The organism is Streptomyces sp. NPDC048353, from assembly GCF_055587165.1.
Genome location: NZ_JBVJGU010000003.1, coordinates 900,075 through 921,226, shown reverse-complemented (window position 1 = coordinate 921,226; position 21,152 = coordinate 900,075). Strand labels below are relative to the sequence as shown.

The following is a 21,152-nucleotide window of genomic DNA, read 5'->3' as shown; positions in this document are numbered from 1 at the left end:
GACCATGACGACGACCCACGCCGCCCTGCTGCGCGGCATCAACGTGAGCGGTCACCGCAAAGTCCCCATGGCGCAGCTCCGTTCGCTCCTCGAAGAGCTCGGCCACCGGGACGTCCGGACCTATCTGCAGAGCGGCAACGCCGTCTTCACCACCGACGCCGACGACCAGGACGAGGAGACGCTCCGGCAGTCCCTCGAAGCCGCCGTCGAGCAGCACTTCGGCTTCCACGTCGACTGCCTGGTGCGCGACGCGGAGTACCTCGCGGCTGTGGCCGACGCCTGCCCGTTCCCCGCCGCCGAGCTGGAGGGCAGACAGCTCCACGCCACTTACTTCTCCGCACCCGTCGCACCCGAGCGGCTCGCCGGGATCGACCAGGCCGCCTTCCTCCCCGAGGAGTTCCGGCTCGGCGACCGCGTCCTCTACCTCTACGCGCCCGACGGCCTCGGCAGGTCCAAGCTGGCCGAGGCGCTGTCCCGGCCCGGCCTCACCAAGGGCATCGTCGCCACCACCCGCAACTGGAACACCGTCGTGAAACTGGTCGAGCTGACCCGCGCCTAAGCGCCGCCCCCCGCCCGGCCCCCTGCTCACACGGAGCGCCCGGCCCGCACCCACGCCGGATCGAATGGCCCAGTTGACGGAGTCGCGACCGGCCCGCCGCTCCGGCGGGCCCGCTGGCTAGGCTCACGCTCCATGACGACCGAGACGCAGCCCAGGACCGCCGTCGACTTCTACTTCGACCCCGCCTGCCCCTTCGCCTGGATCGCCTCCCGCTGGATGCTGGAGGTCGAGCGGCACCGCGACATCGACCTGCGGTTCCGGGTGATGAGCCTGTACCTCCACAACGTCGGCAACGACCTGCCCGACTGGTACCGGGAACTCGTCGACAAGTCGATCGGCCCCGTCCGGGTCGCCGTCGCGGCGGCGGAGAAGCACGGCGAGGAGGTCCTGCGCCCGCTCTACACCGCGTACGGCACCCGCATCCACAACGAGAAGCAGTCCGACTTCGACGCCGTCATCGCCGAATCCCTCGCCGAGGCCGGGCTGCCGGCCGAGCTGGCCGCCGCCGCGCACGACGAGAGGTACGACGAGGCGGTCCGCCGCAGCCACGACGCCGGCAAGGACCCGGAGGTGGACGGCTACGTCGGCACGCCGACGCTCCACCTCGACGGCACGGTCTGGTTCGGTCCCGTCCTGCGGGCCGTCCCGCGCGGCGAGAAGGCGGCCGAGCTGTTCGACAGCTTCCGCGTGCTGGCCGGCCACCCCGACCTGTTCGAGCTCAAGCGGCCCCGCACCGGCGGCCTGGACTTCAGCTGACCGCCGTCAGCGCGGCCGCGGTCCGCGCCTCGTCGTAGCGGGCGGTCAGCAGCCGCGCCAGCTCCGGCGAGGGACCCAGGACACCGGCGAGGACGTCCGCCTCCGCCGCGCCCGCCGCGATGCGGTCCGGGAGCCGGCCCGGCGCGATGACGTACGGCGCCACCGCCACCCGGCGCACACCGTCGGCGCGCATCGCGCGGACCGCGTCCTCGGTCCTCGGAAGGGATGCGGAGGCGAACGCAGGCCGCACGGAGCACCAACCGGTGCGCCGCAGCTCCCGCGCCGTTTCTGCGATCACTGCGATCGCCTCCGGGTCTGAGGAGCCCGCCGAGGCCAGGACGACCCCGGTCGTGCTCTTGTCGGCGGGCCCGAGGCCCGCCTCGTACAGCCGTCGCTCCACCGCCGAGACCAGCAGCGGCGACGGTCCGAGGACCTCCGCCTGCCGGATCCGCAGCGAGGCGGGGGCCTGGCGCAGGACGGCGGGGATGTCGGCCTTCGCGTGGAAGGCCCGGGTCAGCAGCAGCGGCAGCGCCACCACGTCCCGTACCCCCTCGGCGGCCAGGGTCTGGAGCATCCCGGGCACCGACGGGAGGTTGAAGTCCAGGAACGCCGTCTCCACCCGCAGCCCTGGCCGCAGCGACCGTACGCGGCGCGTCAGCGCGTGCACGGTCGCTGCGTGCCGCGGATCGCGGCTGCCGTGGGCGACGACGAGCAGGACGGGGTTCATGGGTGTCAGCTCCGGGCCAGCAGACCGCGGCTGCGCAGGACCGAGCGCTCCAGCGGGCTGAAGATCAGCAGGTCGATGGCGATGCCGACGACCAGGATCAGAATGATGGCGAGGAAGATCCCCGGCATGTCGATGTTGTTGCGGCCGTTCTCCAGCAACTGGCCCAGACCGAGGCCCAGTTCCGGGGAGGAGGCGATGATCTCGGCGGCCATCAGGGAGCGCCAGGAGAACGCCCAGCCCTGCTTCAGCCCCGCCAGATAGCCGGGCAGCGCGGCCGGCATCACGATGTGCCAGGCGCCCCTCAGCCCGGTCGCGCCGAGCGTCTGCCCGGCCCGCAGGAAGAGCGGCGGCACCTGGTCGACGCCGGCCACCAGGCCGTTGGCGATCGAGGGGACCGCGCCGAGCAGGATCACCGCGTACATCATCTGGTCGTTGAGGCCGATCCAGAGCACCGCGGGGGCGACCCAGGCGACCGAGGGCAGCGACTGGAGCCCGGAGAGGATCGGGCCGATCGCCGCCCGGACGAACTTCACCCGGGCGACCAGCAGACCCAGCGGCGTACCGATGGCGAGCGCCATCAGGAAGCCGAGCAGGGCCCGGGACACGCTCGTCCACAGGACGTCGAGGAGCGTGCCTTCCAGCCACATCGTGGACAGGCTGTCCCAGACGGCGGACGGCGGCGGGAGCTTGAACTCGTCCGTGACCTGGGCGGTCACCAGGAGCTGCCAGACGACCAGCACCAGCGCGACGGCGAGGACCGGCGGCAGCACCTTCTTCAGCAGGACCTCGCGGACCGGCGTGCGGTTCACCTGCACGGCGTCGAGCGCGTCGAGGCCCGCTTCCAGGCCGGCCAGATCGTCGGCCTTGGTGGTCGTGTCAGTGCTGGCCATGACGGCGGATCTCCCCACGCAGTTCTTCGGTGATCTCGACGGACAGCTCCGCCACGGCGGCGTCCTCGATGCGGCGCGGCTGCGGGATGTCGATGCTCCACTCCCGGGCGATCCGGCCGGGGCGGGACGACAGCAGGACCACCCGCTCGGCCAGCCGCACGGCCTCGCGCACGTTGTGGGTCACGAACAGCACCGACAGCTTCGTCTCGCGCCAGATCCGGGTCAGCTCGTCGTGCAGCACGTCCCGGGTGATGGCGTCGAGCGCCGCGAACGGCTCGTCCATCAGCAGCAGGTCGCTGTCCTGGGCGAGCGCCCTGGCCAGGGCCACGCGCTGGCGCATACCGCCGGACAGCTCGTGGACCCGCTTGCCGTACGAGCCGCGGAGCCGTACCAGTTCGAGCAGGCGCTCCGCCTCGGGGCGGCGCTCGGGCTTCGGGACGCCGCGCAGCCGCAGCGCCAGTTCGATGTTCTTGCCCGCGGTCAGCCACGGGAAGAGGGCGTGCTCCTGGAACATCAGGGCGGGCCGGCCGCCGGGCGTCTCGATGGAGCCCGCGGACGGCCGGTCGAGTCCGGCGACCAGGTTGAGCAGCGTGGACTTGCCGCAGCCCGAGGCCCCCAGCAGGGTGACGAACTCGCCCGGAGCGACATCGAGCGTGATGTCGTCGAGAACGAGCTGCGGACCCGCGGGTCCGCCGAAGGACTTCGATACATGCTCGATCCGTGCGGCATGGGTCACCGCCACACGGTCCTCGGCCTTGGCGAGCGTCGCGGTCGTGGCCATGGTCGTCACCTCCTGGGAACTCGGCTGGTTGGGGGCTACTTGACGCCGAGACCGGCGTCGGCGACCTCGGGCCGGCCCGCGGCCTTCAGGACCTTGTCGAGCGGCCTCAGGTCGTAGATGCCGTTCAGGTCGGGCTTCTTGAGGAGTCCGGCCTTCACCGCGTGGTCGGCCTGGGCCCGGAGCGTCGCGGCCAGCGGATCGTCGGTGAACCGGATCGAGGGCCAGGCGGCGTCGATGACCTCGGCGCCGAGCGGCTTGCCGGTGAGGTCCTTGAGCTTGGCGTTCGCCGACGCCTTGGCCTTGTCCGGGTTGGCGTTGATCCACGCGTTGGTCTTCACCGAGCCGCGCAGGACCGCCTCGACCACGTCCGGGTGCTCGGTGAGGAACTTCTGGGACACGATGATGTTCGTGATCACGAACTTCTCGTCGGGCCACAGCGTCGACTCGTCGAGCAGCACCTTCGCGCCCTCGGCGACGAGCTTGGACGCCGTCGGCTCCGCGGCCCAGGCACCGTCGATGGAACCGGAGGTGTAGGCGTTGGGGGTGACCTTGTTGTCCGTGCGGACCACGGAGACGTCGCCCTTGCCGCTCTGGGCGTCGACCTTCCAGCCCTTCTCGGAGATCCAGTTGAGGAAGGCCACGTCCTGCGTGTTGCCGAGCTGCGGGGTGGCGATCCTCTTGCCCTTGAGGTCGTCCAGGGTCTTGATCTTCTCGGGGTTCACGACGAGCTTCACGCCGCCGGAGGCCGAGCCGCCCACGATCCGCAGGTTCTTGCCGTGGGACTTGGTGTAGCCGTTGATCGCGGGGGAGGGGCCGATGAAGCCGATGTCGATCGAGTCGGCGTTCAGCGCCTCGATCTCGGAGGGGCCGGCGTTGAAGGTGGAGGCCTCGAGCCGCGTGCCGCCCAGCTCCTTCTGGAGAATGCCCTCCTGGTCGCCCACCAGGGCCGTGGCGTGGGTCAGGTTCGGGAAGTACCCGACGCGGACCGTGTCGGCCGAGAGCTTCGCGCCCTCGGCGGCCACCTTCTTCCGGTCGTCCTTGGCCTGGGAGCCGTAGCCGCACGAGGCGAGCGCGCCGATCAGCAGCGGCAGAGCCGCGAGGGCGGCGAGCGAGCGGCGCGAGGTGGTACGGAAGGCAGGCACGGAGGTTCCCCTCAGGGTCTTCGAAGTTCTCGTCGTCTATGGCGTGCGGGGTGGAGCGGGACGGCGCCGCGTACGCGGCGCACCGGCGTCAGCACGCACATCGCCCGACTCCTCCCCGGCCCGCGCCGAGGGCGCCGGAACCCACCCGGCCGCCCTCCTTGGCGAAGGTGGCGTAGACGTCCCGGCGCATGTCAGAAGTCCCAGCCCTCGTCGTCGGCGGCGGCCGCGGGAAGGGCCTTGGCGGTGGCGAAGGACTCGCCCGCCATGCCGGCGGCGAGCGTGGTGCCGTCCGCGGGGTCGATCAGCAGGAACGATCCGGTGCGCCGCGAGTCGGCGTACGCGTCCAGCGCGAGCGGCTCGGCGGTACGGACCCTCACCCGGCCGATGTCGTTGGCGACGAGCTGCCCGGGCTCGGGGTGCTGGGAGAGGTCGTCCAGGGTCAGCCGGGACGGGATCTCCTTGACGATCGCCTTGACCGTGCGGGTGGTGTGCTTCAGGAGCACGCGCTGACCGACGGAGAGCGGCTGGTCGGCCACGTGGCAGACCGTCGCCTCCACGTCCTGGCTGGTGGCCGGGGCGTCGCCGTGCGGGGCCAGCAGGTCGCCGCGCGAGATGTCGATGTCGTCGGCGAGCCGGATGGTGACCGACTGCGGGGCCCAGGCGATGTCCACGGACTCGCCCAGCGCGTCGATCCCGGTGATCGTGGAGGTCCGGCCCGAGGGCAGGACCGTGATCTCCTCGCCGACCCGGAAGGCGCCGGCCGCGATCTGACCGGCGTAGCCGCGGTAGTCGGGGTGTTCGGCGGTCTGCGGGCGGATCACGTACTGCACGGGGAAGCGCGCGTGGCACGCCGTGAGGTCGTGGCTGACCGGCACGGTCTCCAGGTGCTCGAGGACGGTGGGGCCGCCGTACCAGTCCATGTTCGCGGACGGCTCCACGACGTTGTCGCCGGCCAGCGCCGAGATCGGGATCGCGGTGATCTCCGGGACGCCCAGCTCGGAGGCGTACGTCGTGAACTCCTCGGCGATCGCGGCGAAGACGGGCTCGGCGTAGTCGACGAGGTCCATCTTGTTCACGGCCAGGACGACGTGCGGCACCCGCAGCAGCGCGGCGACGGCGGCGTGCCGGCGGGTCTGCTCGACGACACCGTTGCGGGCGTCGACCAGGACCACGGCCAGCTCGGCCGTCGAGGCGCCGGTCACCATGTTCCGGGTGTACTGCACGTGCCCGGGGGTGTCGGCGAGGATGAACCGGCGGCGCGCCGTGGCGAAGTAGCGGTAGGCCACGTCGATGGTGATGCCCTGCTCGCGCTCGGCCCGCAGCCCGTCGGTGAGCAGCGCGAGGTCCGGCGCCTCTTGGCCGCGCTTGAGGGACGCGGCCTCGACGGCCTCCAGCTGGTCGGTGAGGACCGACTTGGAGTCGTGGAGGAGCCGGCCCACCAGGGTCGACTTGCCGTCGTCGACGGAGCCGGCGGTGGCGAAGCGCAGCAGGGTGGTCGCCGAGACGTCGGCGAACTGCTCGGTGGTGCTCGTGCTCGTCATGGCTAGAAGTACCCTTCGCGCTTGCGGTCTTCCATCGCGGCCTCGGACATCTTGTCGTCGGCGCGGGTCGCGCCCCGCTCGGTGAGACGGGAGGCGGCGATCTCGGCGATCACGGCGTCCAGCGTGGTGGCGTCGGAGTCGACGGCGCCCGTGCAGGACATGTCACCGACGGTGCGGTAGCGGATGAGCCGCGTCTCGACCGTCTCGGTGTCCTTGGGGCCGCCCCAGTCGCCGGCCGTCAGCCACATGCCGTTGCGGGCGAAGACCTCGCGCTCGTGGGCGAAGTAGATCTCGGGCAGCTCGATGCCCTCGCGGGCGATGTACTGCCAGACGTCCAGCTCGGTCCAGTTGGAGAGCGGGAAGACCCGGACGTGCTCGCCGGGCGCGTGCCGGCCGTTGTACAGCTGCCACAGCTCCGGGCGCTGACGGCGCGGGTCCCACTGGGAGAACTCGTCGCGGAGGCTGAACACCCGCTCCTTGGCGCGGGCCTTCTCCTCGTCGCGGCGGCCGCCGCCGAACACCGCGTCGAAACGGTGCTGCTGGATCGCCTCGGTCAGCGGCACCGTCTGGAGCGGGTTGCGCGTCCCGTCGGGACGCTCGCGCAGCTTCCCGGCGTCGATGTACTCCTGCACGGAGGCGACGTGCAGCCGCAGCCCGTGCTTCTCGACCGTCCGGTCGCGGTACTCGATGACCTCGGGGAAGTTGTGCCCGGTGTCGACGTGCAGCAGCGTGAACGGCACTGGCGCCGGCGCGAACGCCTTCAGCGCCAGGTGCAGCATCACGATCGAGTCCTTGCCGCCGGAGAAGAGGATCACCGGCCGCTCGAACTCGCCCGCCACCTCACGGAAGATGTGCACGGCCTCGGACTCGAGCGAGTCCAGGTGCGACAGCGCGAACGGGCTGTCGGTCGCTTCGTCGATGGTGACGGCGGTCGTCATGCGAGACCCCTCTCGGTGAGCAGCGCGTGGAGCTGCGCCGCCGACTCCTGCACGGTCTGGTTCTGGGACTCGATCCGCAGATCGGGGTCGGCCGGCTCGTCGTACGGGTCGTCGACCCCGGTCAGGCCGCTGATCTCGCCGGCGGCCTGCTTGGCGTACAGCCCCTTCACATCGCGTACGGAGCACACGTCCACCGGAGTGGCGACGTGCACCTCGACGTAGGGGGTGCCCTCGGACTGGTGGCGCTTGCGGACGGCCTCGCGGCTGTCCTGGTAGGGAGCGATGACCGGGACCAGGACCTTCACACCGTTCGAGGCGAGCAGTTCGGCGACGAAGCCGATGCGCTGCACGTTGGTGTGCCGGTCCTCGCGGGTGAAGCCGAGGCCCGCCGAGAGGAACTCGCGGATCTCGTCGCCGTCGAGCACCTCGACACGGTGGCCCTCGCCGCGCAGGCGGCCGGCCAATTCGTACGCGATGGTGGTCTTGCCGGCGCTCGGCAGGCCCGTGAGCCAGATGGTGGCACCGGTCACGTGGTTCTCCTGGGAAGAGGTCTGGGTGGTGGTCATCAGCCGTGCAGTCCGCATTCCGTCTTGGCGCGCCCGGCCCAGCGGCCGGCCCGGGCGTCCTCGCCCTCCTCGACGCGGCGGGTGCAGGGGGCGCAGCCGACGGAGGCGTAACCGTCCATCAGCAGCGGGTTGGTGAGCACGCCGTGCTCGGCGACGTACGCGTCGACGTCGTCCTGCGTCCAACGGGCGATGGGCGAGATCTTGACCTTCCGGCGCTTCTCGTCCCAGCCGACGACCGGGGTGTTCGCCCGGGTCGGGGACTCGTCGCGGCGCAGACCGGTCGCCCAGGCGCGGTACGCGGTCAGGCCCTCTTCTAGGGGCTTGACCTTGCGCAGCGCGCAGCACCGGTCGGGGTCGCGGTCGTGCAGCCGGGGGCCGTACTGCGCGTCCTGCTCGGCGACCGTCTGACGCGGGGTCAGAGTGATGACGTTGACGTCCATCACGGCCTCGACCGCGTCACGGGTGCCGATGGTCTCGGGGAAGTGGTAGCCGGTGTCGAGGAAGACGACGTCCACGCCCGGCGCGGCACGCGAGGCGAGATGGGCGACCACGGCGTCCTCCATGGAGGAGGTGACGCAGAAGCCCTTGCCGAACGTGTCGGTCGCCCACTGGAGGATCTCCAGCGCGGAGGCGTCCTCCAGATCGCGTCCGGCCCGCTCGGCGAGCGCCTTGAGGTCGGTGTCCTCGGTGATGACCTGAGTCGTCGTCATATCTCGTCCCCTCCAGCAGGGTTGCTCGAAGTGCCCGGAGCGAGGAGCCCCAGGAACTTCAGCTGGAAGGCTCGACCGCATGCCCGGCATTCCCAGGCGCCGTGGCCCTGCTCGTTCGGACGCAGGTCCTCGTCGCCGCAGTACGGGCAGTAGAAGGGCGCGGCTCGCTCGCTCACAGCGCACTCCTTTCCGCTGCTCCGCCCACACGGCGCGGGGTGGCGGCCGTCGTCGTCGGCTGCGGCCCGGCGGCCGCGTGTGCGTCGCTCATGACAGCGCCTCTTCCGAGGCGCGCGCCGCCCAGGTGGCGAAGCGCTCGCCGTCCTCGCGCTGCTCCTGGAAGCGCTTGAGGACCCGCTCGACGTAGTCGGGCAGCTCGGCGGAGGTCACCTTCAGGCCGCGGACCTTGCGGCCGAAGCCGGCCTCCAGGCCGAGCGCGCCGCCGAGGTGGACCTGGTAGCCCTCGACCCGGTTGCCGTCGTCGTCCAGGACCAGCTGCCCCTTGAGACCGATGTCCGCCACCTGGATACGGGCGCAGGCGTTGGGGCACCCGTTGATGTTGATGGTGAGGGGCTCGTCGAACTCCGGGATGCGGCGCTCCAGTTCGTCGATCAGGGCGGAGCCGCGCGCCTTGGTCTCGACGATCGCGAGCTTGCAGAACTCGATGCCGGTGCAGGCCATCGTGCCGCGCCGGAACGGCGAGGGCGTGACCCGCAGGTCCAGCGACTCCAGCGCGGAGACGAGGGACTCGACCTGCGGCTCCTCGACGTCGAGGACGATCATCTTCTGCTCGGCGGTGGTCCGCAGCCGGCCCGAGCCGTGTGCCTCGGCGATCCCGGCGATCTTGGTGAGCGTGGCGCCGTCGACCCGGCCGACGCGCGGCGCGAACCCGACGTAGAACCGGCCGTCCTTCTGCCGGTGGACACCGACGTGGTCGCGCCACTGGCCGGCGGGCTCGGCCGGGGCCGGGCCGTCGGTGAGGGCGCGCTTGAGGTACTCCTCCTCCAGGACGCGGCGGAACTTCTCCGGGCCCCAGTCCGCGACCAGGAACTTCAGCCGCGCGCGGTTCCGCAGCCGGCGGTAGCCGTAGTCGCGGAAGATGGAGATGACGCCTTCGTAGACGTCCGGGACCTCGTCGAGCGAGACCCAGGTGCCCAGGCGCACGCCCAGCTTGGGGTTGGTGGAGAGGCCGCCGCCGACCCAGACGTCGAAGCCGGGGCCGTGCTCGGGGTGGTGCACGCCGACGAAGGCGATGTCGTTGATCTCGTGCGCCACGTCGAGCAGCGGCGAGCCGGAGACCGCCGACTTGAACTTGCGGGGGAGGTTGGAGAAGTCCTTGTTGCCGACGATCCGGCGGTGGATCTCGTCGATGGCGGGGGTGCCGTCGACGATCTCGTTCTCGGCGATGCCGGCGACCGGCGACCCGAGGATGACGCGCGGGGTGTCGCCGCAGGCCTCGGTCGTGGACAGCCCGACCGCCTCCAGGCGGTTCCAGATCTCGGGCACGTCCTCGATCCGGATCCAGTGGTACTGCACGTTCTGGCGGTCGGTGATGTCGGCGGTGCCCCGCGCGAACTCCTGCGAGATCTCGCCGATCACCCGCAGCTGCTCGGTGGTCAGCCGGCCGCCGTCGATGCGGACCCGGAGCATGAAGTACTCGTCGTCCAGCTCCTCCGGCTCCAGGACGCCGGTCTTGGTGCCGTCCAGACCCTGCTTGCGCTGGGTGTAGAGGCCCCACCAGCGCATGCGGCCGCGCAGGTCGTTGGGGTCGATGGAGTCGAATCCGCGCTTGGAGTAGACCGTCTCAATACGTGTCCGCACATTGAGACCGTCGTCGTCCTTCTTGAACTGCTCATTGCCGTTCAGCGGGGTGAAGTGCCCCGCGGCCCACTGACCCTCGCCACGGTGACGCCCGGCCTTGCGGCGGGCGGCGACGGGAGTGGGGTTTTCCGGGGTGGCGGCCATGGCGTTTTGTCCTTCGGGACTGCGGGAGGGCGGCTCTGACCTGCACACTCGCGCTCAGGTCAGAGGGTGGCGCGTCGGTGCGCAGCAGGGTCGTGCAGAAAGTCGATCGCGGCGGTGCTGGTTCTCTCAGCGCGCCGGACAGATGGCGCTGGACATGCGGCCTAGGTCGACGTGCCGCCGACTCACCAAGGCAATTCCAGTTCCAGACATGACGGAAGCGTGTCACGGGCCTTTGGACTCAGTCCAGCTTCGTCCGGTATGTGGACACCACCGTCCCGCATCGCGAGACGGTGTGCCGTGGGTCACTCCGTAAGGGTGCTGCTCAGGGTGGGGACGGCGGTTCCGCTCAGCCGTGGGCGCCGGGCCAGGGGCCGGGCACCGGCGCCTCCTCGGCCTGTTCCACCGTGGTGTCGAAAAGCCGGAAGCCGCGCCGCTGGTAGTTGTCCATGGCGTGCGGCCCGTCCAGGGAACAGGTGTGCAGCCACACCCGCCGGGTCGGCTCCCGGTCCGGCCACCGCTCGGCCAGGTCCCACGCGCGCCGCACGCCCTCGGTCAGCAGATGGCCGCCGATCCGGCGCCCCCGGAAGGAAGGGATCAGACCGAAGTAGAGGATCTCCACGACCCCGTCGTCCTGCGGGTCGAGCTCCACGTACCCGGCCGGCGTCCCCTTCTCGTACGCCACCCAGATCTCGGACCCCGGCCGCTCGACGATCTCCTGCCACTCCTTGTACGACAGGTGCAGCCGGTCGGTCCAGCTGATGTCACCGCCGACCGCCGTATAGAGGAAGCGGGCGAACTCGGGGGAGGGCACCTCGGCCCGCACGATCCGCACGTCGTCGCCCTCCGGCGGGGCGGCGGGACGCAGGTCACGGGCCGAGGTCTGTTCGAGGGACCAGGTGGTGAGAGTGATGCTCATACGTCCATCGCATCATGCGGAGCGCGAGATTCCCATGGGGGTCCGGCGTTGTGTGCGTTACCCGCCCCGGGGCCCGGGCACCCGGGCCGCGCGGATCGCCGGAGCCGTGGAGTGGGGGAGCAGGTCCTCCGTCCCGGCCGGGCGGACGACCTCCACGTCGACCTCCTCGCTGAACCGGTACGGACGGTGGGCGAGCACGCTCGCCAGGGTGCGGCGGACCCGGGACATCTCCGCCCGTACCGTCACCGTCCTCGTCCGGTCCCCGAACACGTCCTGGGCCAGCTCCGCCGCCGTCCGCCCGTCCCGGTGCAGCGCGAGCAGGAACAGCAGCTCCGCGTGGCGCGGACTCAGCTCCCGCGACCAGCTCCCCGCCGCGCCCGACACCGTCACCGACCACCGGCGCGGCCGGCTCAGATCGAGCACCACCCGGCTCGGCGCCCGGGACGGGTCCGGCTCCGCCGCCCGCTCCTCCTCCACCCGCAGCAGCCAGCCGCCCGGCAGCGGCTCCACCGCGCACGCGCCGAGCGCCGGCAGCCAGACCCGGCCGGCCCGGAACGACGTCGGCAGCGCGATCCGGTCCACCGGCGCCATCCCGGTCACCGCCGCCGTCCAGCCGTGCCGGTCCACCGCGATGGCTCGCCCCCCGACCCGGCACAGGATCGGCGCGGCCACCGAGCGCAGCCGCTCGATGGAGCGCAGATGACGCTGGCGCATCTCCGCCTCGGCCAGCCGGGCCACCGAGCCGACCAGGGCCAGCGTCGCCGGATGGAAACTCGACGCGGGACCGCTCACGTCCACGATCCCCAGCAGCCGCTGATCACGAGGGTCGTGCACCGGGGCGGCGGCGCAGGTCCAGGAGTGCAGCGCGTGGACGTAGTGCTCGGCCGAGTGCACCTGGACGGGGCGGCGCATCGCGAGCGCCGTCCCCACCGCGTTGGTCCCGGTGGTGTGCTCCGTCCAGGCCGCGCCCTCCTCCAGGCAGATGCCGTTGGCCTGCCGCATCACCGCGAGGTTGCCCTCCCGCCACAGGACCCGGCCCTGGTCGTCGGTGACCACCATGATCTGCAGGGAGGCGTCGGCGATCCCGGCCAGTCCCGTGCTCAGCGTCCGCATCACCTCGCCGAGGACCGTGGCGCGCCGCCGCTCCTCCAGCTCGTCCCGTCCGAGCAGCACGCTGCTGGTGCCCTGGTCCGGGTCGAGCCCCAGCCGGAACATCCGCCGCCAGGAGGCGTCGATGACGGGTCGGGGCGCGATCGGCGGCGTCCGGCCGGCCAGGGTCTCCTCGCGGACGCGGTGCAGCAGCCGGGCGGCCTGGGCGGCGTCCATCGCGGCGAGCCGGCCCATGTCGAGCCGCGTGTTCTTCATCGGTCCCTCCCGGCCGCCCGCGGTGCTGTGTCGGATCCGCCGAGGGAACCGCCGACGGGCGAGGCCAGTGCCCATCGTGCCGCCCGCCGCGCCCCGGTGACGGGCGGTTCGGGTAATCCTGCAACCCTTTGCAACTCTGGCAGCCGAACGCTCCGTCCACGAGGGTGGTGTCAGCCGAGGGTGGTGCCGTGTCGGCGCAGCACCACCCCCGGCTCTCCCGCCCCGCGGCGCGCCCCCGTGCTCAGGCGTCCACCTCCACGCGGGCCCGCTCCACCACCGAGCCCAGGTCCAGGGTCGACGGCAGCGTCCCGAACGCCGATCCCCAGTCACCGCCGAGCCGCGAGGCGCAGAACGCGTCCGCCACCTCCGCCGGCGCCCACCGCACGAGCAGCGCCCCCTGGAGCACCAGGGCCATCCGCTCCACCAGCCGCCGTGCCCGGCCCTCGACCCCCTCCAGATCGGCCAGTTCGGTCAGCATCCCCTTGATCGCCCCGTCGAGACGGTGGTCCGCGCCGCGCGCCGCCCCGACCTCCGTCAGGAAGGCGTTCAGCGCCCGCGGCTCCGAGCGCAAGGCCCGCAGCACATCGAGCGCCTGCACATTGCCCGAGCCCTCCCAGATCGAGTTGAGCGGCGACTCGCGCAGCAGCCGGGGCAGTCCCGACTCCTCCACGTAGCCATTGCCGCCCAGACACTCCAGCGCCTCCGCCACCACCGGCAGGCACCGCTTCGTCACCCAGTACTTCGCCACCGGCACCGCGATCCGCGCGAACGCCCGCTCCGCCTCCGTGTCGGCGTCGTACGCCGCCGCGAGCCGCATCCCGAGGACCGTCGCCGCCTCCGACTCCAGCGCCAGATCCGCCAGCACGTTCCGCATCAGCGGCTTGTCGACCAGCAGCCCGCCGAACGCCCGCCGGTGCCCGGCGTGGTGCACGGCCTGCGCCACCGCCTGCCGCATCAGCCCCGCCGACCCCAGCACGCAGTCCAACCGGGTCGCCGCCACCATCCCGATGATCGTCCGGATGCCGCGCCCCTCCTCCCCGACCCGGCGCCCCCACGTCGTCCCGTCGAACTCCACCTCCGCGGAGGCGTTCGACCGGTTGCCCAGTTTGTCCTTGAGGCGCTGGATCGCGAACGCGTTGCGCGAGCCGTCCTCCAGGACCCGCGGCACCAGGAAGCACGTCAGCCCCTCCGGAGCCTGCGCGAGGACCAGGAACGCGTCCGACATCGGAGCCGAGCAGAACCACTTGTGCCCGGTCAGGACGTACTCGCCGTCCGCGTCCAGCCGCCGGGCCGCCGTCGTGTTCTCCCGTACGTCGCTGCCGCCCTGCTTCTCCGTCATCCCCATCCCGAAGAGCACCCCGTCCTTCTCCCGGGGCGGCCGCAGCTCCTCCTCGTACACCAGCGACGTCAGCAGCGGCTCCCAGACGGCGGCCAGCTCCGGATCCGCGCGCAGCGCCGGCACCGCCGCGTGCGTCATCGACACCGGACAGCCGTGCCCCGCCTCGACCTGCGTCTGCACCACGAACCCCGCCGCCCGGCGCACGTGACCACCCGGACGGCCCCACGCCGCCGTCAAACCCGCGTTGACCGACTTCCCCAGGAGCCGGTGCCAGGAGGGATGGAAGTCGACCTCGTCGACCCGGTGCCCGTACCGGTCGTGCGTCCGCAGCCGCGGCGGGAAGGCGTTGGCGAGCGCCCCCCACTCCTGCACCTGAGCCGACCCGGCCGACCGGCCGAGCGTCGTCAGATCGTCCCGCGCGTCCGCGAGGACGTCCGGCGCCAGATGCCGTTCCACGGCCTCCGCCAGAGCCCGGTCGGAGGAGAAGACGTCATATCCCACCAGGGGCGGAGCCTGGTTGGTCACGGTGTGGGTGGTGGCTGCCATGCCGATACGGTAAGGAGGTGCAGGCAGCAAAGGAAACACCCGAGCGGCGGCCCGGGACCAGGCTTCACCGGGCGCGCGTCCTCTACCGCAACGTGTCGAAGCGGAAGATGGTCTGGCTGCTCCTGAAGGACACCGTCAACTCGTGCATCGAGTACCGCATCCTCGGCCTCGCCGCGGAAGCCGCGTTCTTCACCCTGCTGTCGCTGCCCCCGCTGCTCCTCGGCCTCATCGCGCTCCTCGGCTACGCCGACGACTGGACCAACACCGACACGGTCGCCAGCATCGAGGAGAACATCCTGCGGGCCTCCCGGACGGTCCTCTCCGACCGGGGCGTCCGCGAGATCGCCAAACCCGTCCTGGACGACGTCACCCAGGGCAAACGCCCCGACCTGATCTCGATCGGCTTCGCCATCGCCCTGTGGTCCGGCTCGCGCGCCGTGAACGTCTTCATCGACACGATCACCGTGATGTACGGGCTCGACGGCCACCGCGGCATCGTGAAGACCCGCCTCCTGGCCTTCCTGCTCTACATCGTGGCCCTGCTCATCGGCGCCGTCGTCCTGCCGCTGGCCGTGGTCGGCCCCGACCGGGTGGTCGAACTGATCCCCTGGGGCACGGAAGTCGTCTCGGTGCTGTACTGGCCGGCCGTCATCCTGCTCTCCATCGCCTTCCTCACCACGCTCTACCACGTCTCCGTCCCCGTCCGCTCGCCGTGGATCGAGGACATCCCCGGCGCGCTGGTGGCCCTGGGCATGTGGGTGCTCGGCAGCTTCCTGCTGCGGATCTACCTCACCAGCCAGGTCGAGGGACCCACCATCTACGGCTCCCTCGCCGCCCCGATCGCCGTGCTGCTCTGGATCGGCATCTCCGCCTTCGCCGTCCTGGTCGGCGCGGCCGTGAACGCGGCGATCGACCGCGTCTGGCCCTCGGTCGCCACCGCCGCCGCCCGCGAGGCCGGCGAACGCGCCCGCGCCGCCCAGGCCGCCGAACTCGTCGCCCGCCTGCGCGCGGACGCCGAGGACGTCGACGACGACGACCCGGACATGCCCTCGGAGTTCCCGGAACGCTGGTCGCGCTTCCTGCCCCCGGACGACGTCAAGTCGCGCCTGCACTCCGGCTGGGAGAAGGAGTGACGGACGGCCGTCCGGCCGGGCATCAGTAGCGGCCGGGAGACCGCGGGGATGAGCCGGCCGGGGCGGGCGCCTACCCTCGGAAGGGTGTACGAAGAACGTCCGGCGCGGGTCGACGGAGCCGTCCTCTGGACCCGCGTCCTCGGCCCCGGGCCCGGCGCGGAACACCCCGTCCTGCCCGACGGCTGCATGGACCTGCTCTGGTGCGACGGCCGCCTCCTCGTGGCGGGCCCCGACACCCGGGCGTACGTCCCCGAGGGCACCGTCGCCCACTACGCCGGGATCCGCTTCGCGCCCGGCGACGCGCCCGCGCTGCTCGGCGTACCGGCGAACGAACTGCGCGACCGGCGGGTCGCCCTCGGCGCACTGTGGGGCGAGGCCCGGGCCCGGCGGCTCGGCGAACGGATCGCCGCCGCGCCCGACCCCGCCGCCGCCCTGGAGGAACTGGCGGTGCGCCGGGCCGCCGACGCCCCGGCCCCCGATCCCCTGCTGCGCGAGGTCGTACGGCGGCTGAACGCGGGCCGGACGGTGGCCGAGACCTCCGAGGCCGTCGGGCTTGGCGCCCGGCAACTGCACCGGCGGTCGCTCGACGCGTTCGGCTACGGCCCCAAGACCCTGGCCCGGATCCTCCGCCTCCAGCGCGCCCTCGCCCTGGCCCGGACCGGGCTGCCGTACTCCGAGGCGGCCCTCCGCGCCGGCTGCGCCGACCAGGCGCACCTGGCCCGCGAGACGAGGGCGCTGACGGGCACGACCCTCTCCGCCCTCACCGGGCGGGTCTCCTAGGGCGTGTCCGGAAAGTCCCGCCTGGCCCGCGACGCCTGGCACGCTCCCCCGTAGCCCTTCGGGCACGGGAGGTGCCCCCACGCCACGTTGTCGGGGTCACCCGAGTACGCCCCGTACGGGGATGACCCTCGCGCCTTGCGATCGCACGCACCAGACGCCGCGGGCCCTGCCCTGCGGGCAGACGGCGCTACTTTCCGGACACGACCTAGGCCCCCGCCGCGGCGAAGAGGGAGACGCCGCAGCCGTCCGGGTCCAGGACCACCGCGTAGCGCTGTCCCCAGACCGCGTCCCACGGCTCGAGGTGCCCGCGGTACCCGGCCGAGGTCAGCGCCTCGTACACCGCGTCGACCTCGCGTGGCGAGTCGCAGCGGAAGGCGAGCCCGATCCTGTCCCCGCCCTCCGGCCTGCTCCAGGCCGCGTCGAAGGAGCGGATGACCTCCTCCGTGTCCCAGGCGATCCGCATCCCGCCCGGCAGGACGGCCTCCACGTGCGGCTGCGTGTCCGCCTCCGCGGGGAGATCGAGGCCGAGCCGGCGGTAGAAGGCGAGCGAGGCGGCCATGTCGGAGACCACCAGGCCGATGACATCGAGTCGTGGTGCGTTCATGTCCGTACCGTAGGCAGGGCCGGCCGGAGCCGTCTTGTACGAATCGGACACCGGCCGCGCGGTCAGCCGCCGCCCGCAAGCCCGGCCGGCGGGGCCGGGCGCCGCGCCAGGAGGAGCGCGCGGCAGGCCCGAGCCCGCTCGCCCAGACGGTCGCCGGACGCGGAGAGTTCCGCCAGATAGCAGAGCAGGTCCGTGACGGCGTCGTGGTCGGGGCCCGCCGCGAGGAACGCCTCCACCGCGCCGGCCGGATCGCCCTCCGGTTCCAGGACGAGGACGCGGAACAGGCCGAAGAAGCGGGTGCCGTCGCCCCACCGCCCCTCCACGGGCCGGCCCAGCAGCTCCCGCCACTGCTCCGCGCACGCGGCGGCCCCCGACTCCAGCGTGTCCAGCACGGCCTTCTCGAAGAGGTACCCCAGGTCGGCGGGGCGGGCGGCGACGGCCGCTTCGATGTCCTCGCGCGCCGGCGCGAGCGAGCCCGCCTCCCGGTGGGCGACGCCCCGCTGCGCGAGGTGCCACGGCTCACCGGGTTCGACGTCGAGCGCGGCCGTGAAGTCGGCGACCGCCTCCGCGTACCTCCCCGCCTGCCGGTGGGCGACACCCCGCTGCGCGAGCGCCAGGCCGAGAGTCGGATCGGCGTCGAGCGCGGCGGTGAAGTCGGCGACGGCCCGCTCGTACCGGCCGGCGTTGCGATGCGCCTCGCCCCGCTCCGCGAGGGCCCAGACGAGGGAGCCGTCGAGGTCGAGCGCCGCGGTGAAGTCGGCGACCGCCTCGTCGAAGCGCCCCGCGTGCACCCGCGTCTCCCCGCGCTGCGCGACGGCCCACGCGAAGTCCGGCGCCAGCGCGAGCGCGCTGGTGAAGTCGGCGATCGACTCGTCGTACCGCTCCGTCTGACGGAAGGCCACCCCCCGCTGGGCGTGGGCGTCGACGAGCGTGGGATCCAGCGCGAGCGCGGCGGTCAGGTCCGCGACGGCCTCGTCGTACCTCCCCCGCAGGCGCTGGATGAAGCCCCGCCGCGCCAGGGCCCACGCATCGGCCGGGTCGAGCGCGAGCGCGGCCGTGAGGTCGGCGACGGCCTCCTCGTACCGCTCCGCCTCCTGATGGGCCAGCGCCCGGGCGACCAGGGCCCAGTCGAGGGCCGGGTCGAGGGCGAGCGCGGCGGTCAGGTCCGCGACGGCGCGGTCCGCACGCCCGGCCCCCTGGTGCGCCTGCCCCCGGGAGCCGAGCGTCCACGCATCGGCCGGGTCGAGGGCGAGCGAGGCGGTGAAGTCGGCGACCGCCTCGTCGTACCGCTCCGCGAGCCGATGGGCCTCGCCCCGCTGGGCGAGCGCGTAGGCGTAGTCGGGTTCGACGGCGAGTGACGCGGTGTAGTCCGCGACCGCCTCGTCGTACCGGCCGGCCTCGCGGAAGGCGTCACCGCGCTGGGCGAGCGTGAACGCGTGGCCGGGGTCCAGGTCGAGGGCGGCGGTCAGGTCGGCGATCGCCTCCTCGTACCGCCCGGCCTGGTGGTGAGCCAGGCCTCGGTGCGCCACCAGCCGCACCGGCACCGGTTCGGGGACCAGGGCGAGCGCGGTCGTGAAATCGGCGACGGCCTCGTCGTACCGCCCCGCCCGCCGGTACGTCTCACCCCGCTCGGAGACCGGCCACGCGTCGGTGGGGTCCCGGTCGACCGCGGCCGTGAGATCGGCGATCGCCTCGTCGTACCGGCCTGCCCGCCGATACGTCTCGCCCCGGTGCGTCAACGCCCACGCGTCGGCGGGGTCGTGGGCCAGGGCCGTGGTCAGGTCGGCGACGGCCTCGTCGTACCGGCCCGCCTCCCGCAGGGCCGCGCCGCGGTGGGCGAGGATCCAGGTCTCCTCCGGCCGCAGGGTCACCGCCGTCGTCAGATCGCGCAGCGCCTCCTCCGGATGGTCGAGCCAACTGTGGGCGTCCCCGCGGTACGCCCAGGCGACGGCGTTGTCCGGGGCGAGCTCGACGGCCCGGTCCAGCGCCACGACCGCCTCCGCCTCCCGGGCCGCCAGGAAGAGATGCCGGCCGCGGTAGGTGTACGCCCAGGCCCGCGCCTCGTCCCCCAGCCGGGCGTGGGTCAGCAGGGCGGTCAGGCAGGCGAGCAGCGGTTCCTCGTCGGCGGTGGTGCCCCGCAGGCGGTCCGCCCAGACGAACAGGTCGCGGTCGGCGGTGTCGCGCGCCGCCTGCTCCAGCGTGCCGACCCACTGCTCCAGCGCCTCCGCGTTCCGCCCCGCCGCGTGCACCGCCTCTTCCAGCGCCGCCGTCAGCTCACCCGCCGGGTGGGCGCACAGGCGGTGGTACACCTCGTCCAGACGGTGCCTGCGCCACCGCGGATCGCTCCACCGCCTCCGCCCCGCCGGCAGGTCCCGCTCGGCCGCCTCGCGCCAGACCGCGTGCGTGCCGGCGAGCCGCAGATGGGCGGCGGTCCACCGCCGCGGCGAGTGGGTGCGCTGCTGGCGGACCATGCTCGCCCGCACCACGGCGTGGTACTGCTTGAAGTCACCGCGCCCGTTGACGAACGGCTGCTCGCACAGCCACCCCCACAGGTCCCCCGCCTCCGGGGGCGCCGCGGCGGCGAACACGTCCTCGTTGAGCTGTGTCGCCAACGCGCACGCCAGGACCGTCTCGCGCTGCCGCGGGTCCGTGATCCACTGCACGAACCGCTCCACCACGTCGTCCATCACCTCGGCGCCGACGTCCTCCGCCGCCCGCGGCCGGGCCAGCGCCAGCAGGTCCACCAGCAGCGGCAGCCCCATGGACAACTGCCACACCGCGTCCACGACCTCCGGCTCCGTCACCCCACGCGCCGCGAGGAGCGTGCGCGTCTCGGCCTCCGTGAACACCTCGAGCGGCACATCGGCCACAAGGGTCCGCAGCGGCGCCCAGTCCCGCTCCGCCAGCTCGTCCCGGCCGGCCAGCACCACGATCACGTCCACCGGCAGCGGACCGAAGCCGTCGTCGAGGAGATCCCGCAGCCACCCGTCCAGAAAGCGCCGGGTCTGCTCCCAGGTGTCCAGGAAGAGCACCACCCACGGGTGGCGGGCCGACAGCCGGCCCAGCTCGGAGACGAACGCCCTGCTCAGTCCGGTCGCGTCGGCGCCCCGGACCCGCCGCCCCCGCGAGCGGGCGCCCGCCCGCAGCCGGTCGAGACCCTGCGCGGCGACGTCGGGGTTCGCCATGGCGGTCACCACACCGACGCCGGGGATGAGCGAGGCCGCCCCCAACGCGGCCTGGGTCACCACCCGGCTCGACGTCGACGCCTCGGCTCCGGCGACCCCGGGACCGTCCACCTGCAGCGGCTCCGCGGCCGCCGTCTCCTGCTCCCGGCGATGCTGCTCGGCGGCCTTGTCGAACTCCTTGAGCGGCCCGTCCTGTTCGGCGAGCTGGCGGGCCAGCTCCGTCAGCGCCTGCGGGACGCCGTGGACATCGTTCTCGTCCACGATCGCGGTCACCGCGCCCGCCCGGCGGGCCGCCTCCTGCCACTGCCGCAGCAGGGACGACTTGCCCACGCCGCCGACACCCCGCACATGGAAGAGGAACTCCGCCGGGTCGGTCTCCGACTCCGGATCCTTCGCCAGGTTGTCCGTGAACAGCGACAGTTGCGCCGAACGCCCCACGAACTGCGCCCGGCTCCGCTGCCGGATCAGCTCGCCGCGCGACCGGACCCGACGCCCCGACCCCGCCATGCCCCACCCCCGCTCCGGCCGACGCGTCGTCACCCCGGCGCCGGTCCCCGAGAAGTATGCCGGTCAGGGCCCCGGCCGGGGGCCGGAAGAGCGCGCCGAAAATACCTCGCGCGCTCCGCCGGAGCCGGTCTAAGGTGTGCTCGTCCGCGGGAGACCGGGGACCGGCCGGACCCGGGTGCCGATCACCGCCCCGTGTGCCGTGCCG

Annotated in this window: 20 protein-coding genes; 4 read left to right on the top strand and 16 right to left on the bottom strand. The window is 72.8% G+C overall.

The window, feature by feature from the left end; all coding sequences use genetic code 11:
- Positions 1 to 4 precede the first annotated feature (4 nt).
- Both ACZ6RC_RS14415 and ACZ6RC_RS14410 read left to right on the top strand, forming a co-directional pair.
- A complete protein-coding gene (locus ACZ6RC_RS14415; RefSeq protein WP_469582430.1) occupies positions 5 to 559 on the top strand; it encodes a DUF1697 domain-containing protein in 555 nt (184 codons plus the stop codon).
- 132 nt (positions 560 to 691) lie between these two features.
- Positions 692 to 1,315, top strand: coding sequence for a mycothiol-dependent nitroreductase Rv2466c family protein (locus ACZ6RC_RS14410; RefSeq protein WP_469582427.1), 624 nt, complete (start codon positions 692 to 694; stop codon positions 1,313 to 1,315).
- On the opposite strand, the gene ACZ6RC_RS14405 is transcribed toward ACZ6RC_RS14410, so the two are convergent.
- The 14 genes from ACZ6RC_RS14405 to ACZ6RC_RS14340 all read right to left on the bottom strand — a co-directional run bounded on the left by ACZ6RC_RS14405 (position 1,308) and on the right by ACZ6RC_RS14340 (position 14,738).
- On the bottom strand, positions 1,308 to 2,042 hold the full coding sequence (locus ACZ6RC_RS14405) for a sirohydrochlorin chelatase (protein WP_391141883.1): 735 nt from the start codon (positions 2,040 to 2,042) through the stop codon (positions 1,308 to 1,310). The genes ACZ6RC_RS14410 and ACZ6RC_RS14405 overlap by 8 nt on opposite strands.
- A gap of 5 nt (positions 2,043 to 2,047) precedes the next feature.
- Complete coding sequence (locus tag ACZ6RC_RS14400) at positions 2,048 to 2,932, bottom strand: ABC transporter permease (RefSeq protein ID WP_391141886.1); 885 nt, start codon at positions 2,930 to 2,932, stop codon at positions 2,048 to 2,050.
- On the bottom strand, positions 2,919 to 3,713 hold the full coding sequence (locus ACZ6RC_RS14395) for an ABC transporter ATP-binding protein (RefSeq protein ID WP_469582422.1): 795 nt from the start codon (positions 3,711 to 3,713) through the stop codon (positions 2,919 to 2,921). The genes ACZ6RC_RS14400 and ACZ6RC_RS14395 overlap by 14 nt, the downstream gene beginning before the upstream one ends.
- A 35-nt stretch (positions 3,714 to 3,748) precedes the next feature.
- Positions 3,749 to 4,855, bottom strand: a complete 1,107-nt coding sequence (locus tag ACZ6RC_RS14390; protein WP_469582420.1) for an aliphatic sulfonate ABC transporter substrate-binding protein — start codon at positions 4,853 to 4,855, stop codon at positions 3,749 to 3,751.
- A 191-nt stretch (positions 4,856 to 5,046) separates the two neighbouring features.
- Positions 5,047 to 6,396 (bottom strand): sulfate adenylyltransferase subunit 1, encoded by a 1,350-nt coding sequence (locus tag ACZ6RC_RS14385; protein WP_391141891.1) that lies wholly within the window; start codon positions 6,394 to 6,396, stop codon positions 5,047 to 5,049.
- Between the two features lie 2 nt (positions 6,397 to 6,398).
- The gene (gene cysD / locus ACZ6RC_RS14380; protein WP_391141893.1) at positions 6,399 to 7,334 is read right to left on the bottom strand and encodes a sulfate adenylyltransferase subunit CysD; all 936 of its coding nucleotides are present in this window, start codon (positions 7,332 to 7,334) and stop codon (positions 6,399 to 6,401) included.
- Complete coding sequence (gene cysC / locus ACZ6RC_RS14375) at positions 7,331 to 7,900, bottom strand: adenylyl-sulfate kinase (RefSeq protein ID WP_469582415.1); 570 nt, start codon at positions 7,898 to 7,900, stop codon at positions 7,331 to 7,333. Before cysC ends, cysD begins: the two co-directional genes overlap by 4 nt.
- Positions 7,900 to 8,610, bottom strand: coding sequence for a phosphoadenylyl-sulfate reductase (locus ACZ6RC_RS14370; RefSeq protein WP_391141901.1), 711 nt, complete (start codon positions 8,608 to 8,610; stop codon positions 7,900 to 7,902). Before ACZ6RC_RS14370 ends, cysC begins: the two co-directional genes overlap by 1 nt.
- Positions 8,607 to 8,786 carry a hypothetical protein gene (locus ACZ6RC_RS14365; protein WP_453612017.1) on the bottom strand — a complete coding sequence of 60 codons (180 nt, stop codon included), beginning with the start codon at positions 8,784 to 8,786 and terminating at the stop codon, positions 8,607 to 8,609. The genes ACZ6RC_RS14370 and ACZ6RC_RS14365 overlap by 4 nt, the downstream gene beginning before the upstream one ends.
- Positions 8,787 to 8,874: 88 nt before the next feature.
- Positions 8,875 to 10,572 carry a nitrite/sulfite reductase gene (locus tag ACZ6RC_RS14360; RefSeq protein WP_391141907.1) on the bottom strand — a complete coding sequence of 566 codons (1,698 nt, stop codon included), beginning with the start codon at positions 10,570 to 10,572 and terminating at the stop codon, positions 8,875 to 8,877.
- A 126-nt stretch (positions 10,573 to 10,698) separates the two neighbouring features.
- Positions 10,699 to 10,782, bottom strand: coding sequence for a putative leader peptide (locus ACZ6RC_RS14355; RefSeq protein WP_310591794.1), 84 nt, complete (start codon positions 10,780 to 10,782; stop codon positions 10,699 to 10,701).
- Positions 10,783 to 10,918: 136 nt separating this feature from the next.
- Positions 10,919 to 11,488: a GNAT family N-acetyltransferase gene (locus ACZ6RC_RS14350; RefSeq protein WP_469582409.1), complete on the bottom strand. Its 570-nt coding sequence runs from the start codon at positions 11,486 to 11,488 to the stop codon at positions 10,919 to 10,921.
- A 57-nt stretch (positions 11,489 to 11,545) separates the two neighbouring features.
- Complete coding sequence (locus ACZ6RC_RS14345) at positions 11,546 to 12,853, bottom strand: helix-turn-helix domain-containing protein (protein ID WP_453612010.1); 1,308 nt, start codon at positions 12,851 to 12,853, stop codon at positions 11,546 to 11,548.
- A gap of 241 nt (positions 12,854 to 13,094) precedes the next feature.
- A complete protein-coding gene (locus ACZ6RC_RS14340) occupies positions 13,095 to 14,738 on the bottom strand; it encodes an acyl-CoA dehydrogenase family protein (RefSeq protein ID WP_469582404.1) in 1,644 nt (547 codons plus the stop codon).
- A 17-nt stretch (positions 14,739 to 14,755) separates the two neighbouring features.
- Between ACZ6RC_RS14340 and ACZ6RC_RS14335 the strand changes: the two genes are divergently transcribed.
- Positions 14,756 to 15,871: a YihY/virulence factor BrkB family protein gene (locus ACZ6RC_RS14335; protein ID WP_469582401.1), complete on the top strand. Its 1,116-nt coding sequence runs from the start codon at positions 14,756 to 14,758 to the stop codon at positions 15,869 to 15,871.
- Between the two features lie 84 nt (positions 15,872 to 15,955).
- Complete coding sequence (locus ACZ6RC_RS14330; protein ID WP_469582398.1) at positions 15,956 to 16,651, top strand: helix-turn-helix domain-containing protein; 696 nt, start codon at positions 15,956 to 15,958, stop codon at positions 16,649 to 16,651.
- Positions 16,652 to 16,856: 205 nt separating this feature from the next.
- Here ACZ6RC_RS14330 and ACZ6RC_RS14325 read toward each other — a convergent pair whose 3' ends face one another.
- Together ACZ6RC_RS14325 and ACZ6RC_RS14320 are read right to left on the bottom strand one after the other, a co-directional pair.
- Positions 16,857 to 17,306 (bottom strand): VOC family protein, encoded by a 450-nt coding sequence (locus ACZ6RC_RS14325; RefSeq protein WP_391141921.1) that lies wholly within the window; start codon positions 17,304 to 17,306, stop codon positions 16,857 to 16,859.
- Positions 17,307 to 17,317: 11 nt separating this feature from the next.
- Entirely contained in the window at positions 17,318 to 20,947 is a 3,630-nt protein-coding gene (locus ACZ6RC_RS14320) for a tetratricopeptide repeat protein (RefSeq protein WP_469582393.1), read from the bottom strand.
- Positions 20,948 to 21,152 lie beyond the last annotated feature (205 nt).

Coding starts and splice junctions, on each gene's coding strand:
- ACZ6RC_RS14395 (WP_469582422.1), bottom strand. CDS start 3,713: ATGGCCACGACCGCGACGCTCGCCAAGGCCGAGGACCGTGTGGCGGTG.
- ACZ6RC_RS14350 (WP_469582409.1), bottom strand. CDS start 11,488: ATGAGCATCACTCTCACCACCTGGTCCCTCGAACAGACCTCGGCCCGT.
- ACZ6RC_RS14410 (WP_469582427.1), top strand. CDS start 692: ATGACGACCGAGACGCAGCCCAGGACCGCCGTCGACTTCTACTTCGAC.
- cysD (WP_391141893.1), bottom strand. CDS start 7,334: ATGACGACCGCCGTCACCATCGACGAAGCGACCGACAGCCCGTTCGCG.
- ACZ6RC_RS14360 (WP_391141907.1), bottom strand. CDS start 10,572: ATGGCCGCCACCCCGGAAAACCCCACTCCCGTCGCCGCCCGCCGCAAG.
- ACZ6RC_RS14400 (WP_391141886.1), bottom strand. CDS start 2,932: ATGGCCAGCACTGACACGACCACCAAGGCCGACGATCTGGCCGGCCTG.
- cysC (WP_469582415.1), bottom strand. CDS start 7,900: ATGACCACCACCCAGACCTCTTCCCAGGAGAACCACGTGACCGGTGCC.
- ACZ6RC_RS14415 (WP_469582430.1), top strand. CDS start 5: ATGACGACGACCCACGCCGCCCTGCTGCGCGGCATCAACGTGAGCGGT.
- ACZ6RC_RS14405 (WP_391141883.1), bottom strand. CDS start 2,042: ATGAACCCCGTCCTGCTCGTCGTCGCCCACGGCAGCCGCGATCCGCGG.
- ACZ6RC_RS14340 (WP_469582404.1), bottom strand. CDS start 14,738: ATGGCAGCCACCACCCACACCGTGACCAACCAGGCTCCGCCCCTGGTG.
- ACZ6RC_RS14355 (WP_310591794.1), bottom strand. CDS start 10,782: ATGTCTGGAACTGGAATTGCCTTGGTGAGTCGGCGGCACGTCGACCTA.
- ACZ6RC_RS14345 (WP_453612010.1), bottom strand. CDS start 12,853: ATGAAGAACACGCGGCTCGACATGGGCCGGCTCGCCGCGATGGACGCC.
- ACZ6RC_RS14320 (WP_469582393.1), bottom strand. CDS start 20,947: ATGGCGGGGTCGGGGCGTCGGGTCCGGTCGCGCGGCGAGCTGATCCGG.
- ACZ6RC_RS14370 (WP_391141901.1), bottom strand. CDS start 8,610: ATGACGACGACTCAGGTCATCACCGAGGACACCGACCTCAAGGCGCTC.
- ACZ6RC_RS14385 (WP_391141891.1), bottom strand. CDS start 6,396: ATGACGAGCACGAGCACCACCGAGCAGTTCGCCGACGTCTCGGCGACC.